2 protein-coding genes are annotated in these 3,756 nt (G+C 74.4%); one reads left to right on the top strand and one right to left on the bottom strand.

Features of this window, described 5'->3' with window-relative positions; all coding sequences use genetic code 11:
- Positions 1–9: 9 nt before the first annotated feature.
- Complete coding sequence (locus P3T34_RS05520; protein ID WP_280664853.1) at positions 10–1,770, bottom strand: lipase family protein; 1,761 nt, start codon at positions 1,768–1,770, stop codon at positions 10–12.
- Positions 1,771–2,089: 319 nt separating this feature from the next.
- On the opposite strand from P3T34_RS05520, the gene P3T34_RS05515 reads away from it, so the two are divergent.
- On the top strand, positions 2,090–3,742 hold the full coding sequence (locus P3T34_RS05515) for an SMI1/KNR4 family protein (RefSeq protein ID WP_280664852.1): 1,653 nt from the start codon (positions 2,090–2,092) through the stop codon (positions 3,740–3,742).
- Positions 3,743–3,756 lie beyond the last annotated feature (14 nt).

Below are 3,756 nucleotides of genomic sequence, written 5' to 3'. Positions count from 1 at the left end.
CCAGCTGAGCTACCAGGCGGACTCCGGGGTGACCGGGAGCGGGTCGGCGCACGAGCTCGGGGCGGGCCGGCCGGCCACCCGGTCGGCCAGCCAGGCGATCGCGGCCGGTCCCGACTCCACCGAGCCGTCGTGCGACACCCCGCGCATCCAGTCGGTGGTGACCGCCGTCCCCGCCGCGCAGTAGCGCTGGACCAGCCCGGCGGTGTACTTGGGCAGGAGCAGCGGGTCGCTCAGTCCCTGCGCGAGGAAGACGGGGACGCCCGGTGTCATCAGCGGGGCCCGGTTCTCCGCCAATGCCTGCCGCCAGGCGGGATCCGACTGCGGCGGGTGGGAGAAGAACGTGCCCAGCATGGTGAGTTCGACCAGCCGGGGCAGCAGCAGCCACGGCTCGCTGTCGCAGATGGCCTGCGAGGTCTCCGGCAGGCGCAGTCGCGCGGCGTCGGACAGCAGTGCGCTCGGCGCGGTGGCGGGGTACGCCCGGGCGTAACTGCGGACCACCATCGAGCCGACCCACCAGGAGCCCACCGAATCCGGTGCCTGGTCCTGGAGCAGCAGGCTCACGTTGGCCGCGGGTGCGGAGGCGGCGACCCCGGCCAGGTGCAGCTCGGGGGTGTAGGCGGCGGCGAGTTGGGCCGCGGCCAGTGCGACGCCGCCGCCCTGGGACGCGCCGAAGATCGTCAGCTGGTCGCCGGCGCCGGTGCCGGGCATGGACCGGGCGGCGCGGGCGATGTTCAGCGCGTCGCGACCCTCGCCGACCAGCACGAAGTAGGCCTCGCCGTCGTCGGGGCCCGCGGTGCCGCCCGCCCCGGCGTAGTCCGAGGCGGTCACCACCCAGCCCCGGTCGAGGGCGTGGTTGATCCAGGTCATGCTCTGCAGCGGGAGGTCGCGGCGCGAGGGCGCGCACTGCGGGTCGAGGCCGACGGTGCCGTGCGTCCAGTCCAGGATCGGCCGCCCTTGCGGGCTGCCCTGGGAGGGCGTCCACACCATGCCGGAGGAGACGGTGGGCCGCCCGTCCTTGTCCTGCGACCAGTAGAGGACTCGCCGGCCGCTGCCGTGCGCGGACGCTGCCAGGACGGGTTCGGTGCGGATCACCGTGCCCGGGGCGGCCGGCGCCGACCCGGACGGTGGCCGGTAGAAATCGGCCACGCTCCGCTGGCCCTGTTGGAAGCCGGCGGCGACCGTGACCGTGGCCGCGTACCCGCCGACCGCGACGATCAGCACCACGACCTGCGCGGCCAAGGCGGTCCGCCGGACCCAGCGACGGCGCGCCCGGGACGGCCGCCCGGCCCGCGCCCGGTGCGCAGCCAGCTCCAGCCGCACCCCGCGCGCCACCAGCGAGAGTCCGGCCACCAGCAGGAAGACCACCGAGCAGAGCGCGAGGTCGGTGCCGAGGCGGTACGGCAGCGTCAGGGTCACGACACCCGCGAACGCTAACCACAACACCACCGGCAGGGACATCGCGAGCGGATCGTCCCGGGCCGGGCCGGCGAGGAGCTCGCAGAGCGCGACGACGATCCAGAACCCGCCCATCCACCACCACGACACCGCGACCGGCATCGCCAGACCGGCCAACCCCAGCAGGCCGAGCGCACCGACCAGCGCGGCCTCGATCGCCGCCCACCACCTCTGCGGCGCCGCCGCCGCCCGCACCTGCGCCCCGGCCGCCACCACCAGCATCGCCCCCGCCATGACCGCGTGATCGACCAGCAGCCACACCCCCAGCGGCGTGGACAGCAGGGCAGCCGCTACCACCAGCAGCACGCCCTGCACCCACCACAGCGTCCCGTCGGCGGACAGCCGCCGCCCGCGAACATCGTCTGACGATCCGTCAGAATCGCCTGGTGACTGCTGTTTCGGCTCTTCCGGCTCTTTCGGCTCGCCTCTCGTCACGAGACGAAGGCTAAGGTCGCGGGGCGTGCGCCGCGCGGACGCAAGGACACGCAGGGTGCCAGGTTCGGCCGAACGGGCGGCCTTCGCTCGTCAGCGGATCGTCGCCCCCGAGCCCGTTGTCGGCGCAGCCGGATAGGCTCGGCGCCCGATGTGCCCGGCGTGCCACTGCAGCGCTGGGACTGCTGGCGAAGGAGGAGCTGTGCCAGGGTCTGACGGTGGGAGCGCGGCTTGTCCGGGCCGGATCTGCCCTGCGGCGGTGCTGGCGCCGGCGTCCCTGGCTGTCGAGGACGTCGTGGCCGCGGCCCGCAGGGCGCTGGGACCGGGCGGCGCCGGCGACGGTCTGCGCGGGCAGGTGGCCGGGGTGGCCGGGGTGGCCGGGGTGGCCGGGGTGGCGCGCTGGGCGGTGGTGGGACGGGCGGTGGTGGGACGGGCTCTGTGTCACCTCCTGACGCACGGCTTCTGGGAGCGCCCGGCCGTCGCGCGCGCCATCGTGGAGCTGGCGCCGGACCACGCCGCCTCGGGTGCCGGGCAGTTGGCGGGGTATCTCGCCTGCCCGGCAGCGGATCCGAGCGCGCAGGGGGCGTTCTACCAGGAGCAGCCGCCGGATGACGCCGAGCTCCTGTGCACGGCGGTGGCGATGGCGGTCATGGATCGCTCGCATCTCGATGCCGCCGTTGAGGCGTATCGCGCGGCACGCCCGTTCGCCACCGCGAAGTTGAGTGCGGATTACGCCGGCCTGGGAGCGGCGCAGCGGGACGAAGCCGTGCTGCGGCTGCGGGATGTCGTGGCGACCGCGCCGGCCCTCCGGTTGGTGGCCGACGAGGCGGTGCGGGCTCTGCTGCGGCTGGAGCGGCTCGAGGACGTCCTCGCGGTGCTCCGGACGTGTGCCGAGCGCGGGGAGTTTCCGGCACGCCTGGTGCGTCCGCTGCACACGGCCGCACCGCGGGTGCTGCCGGCCCTGGTCGACAGCGAGCTGCGGGCCCTGGAGCAGAGCCCGGACTGGCGGCTGGCCTACCGGCCGGAGGACCCCAAGGCCGACCTGAACCGGGTGGCGGACGTGGTGGGCCAGGTGATGGCCTGCGGGCCGGCCTACCGGGATCGCCTTGCTCACGTGCTGTGGGGTCTGGTGCGCTCCACGGCCCTCGGAGCGGGCCCGCGGTGGCGGGCGGCGTACCAGCTCGGCCTGGTCGAGCCCTCCCAGCGGGACGACGCGCTGCGGTTCCTGGCCGACGCCGGTGTGCAGGATCCGCTGGCTCCCCGGCTGCGCGTACCGCCGCGAACGGCGGACGAACTCGCGGCTGCGCACGCCGCGGTGGCCGGCGCGTGGCAGCGCATCGAACGCGAACTCGCCGAGCGCTTCCCCGCCTTCCCGGTGTCCTTGGGCGCTCCGGCGACGATGGACGAGATCACCGCGTGCGAGGCCGAGCTCGACGACCGGTTGCCCGTCGACTTCGTCGCCTCGTGCCTGGTCCACCGCAGCATCACCTTCGGCGATCTCGTGGCGGGGATGCCGAACCAGCAGGACGTCACCGAGCTTGCGGCGCACCGGGAATGGCTGGGCGAGGAGTGGAGCAGTGATCGGCCCGACCCGGTCGGCGCCGCGATCCGCGGCGACCACGGCTGGAGACGGGGCTGGATCCCCGTCTCCATCGACGACGACAGCAGCACCGCGCTGGATCTGGACCCGGCTCCGGCCGGACGCCACGGACAGGTGATCGGCCTGGACAACCTGATCCCCGTCGACGTCGTGGCGAACAGCTGGCAGGAGCTGCTGGAGCGCTTCGCGGCGAATCTGGAGGGCGGCCGCTATGTGCTGGACCGGTACGGCTGCCTTGAGTTGCGGCAGGCCTGAGTTGCGGCTGCCCT

Source organism: Kitasatospora sp. MAP12-44 (assembly GCF_029892095.1).
Lineage (GTDB): Bacteria > Actinomycetota > Actinomycetes > Streptomycetales > Streptomycetaceae > Kitasatospora.
The sequence above is the reverse complement of the archived record's forward strand: the minus strand, read 5'-3'. Positions and strand labels throughout refer to the sequence as shown.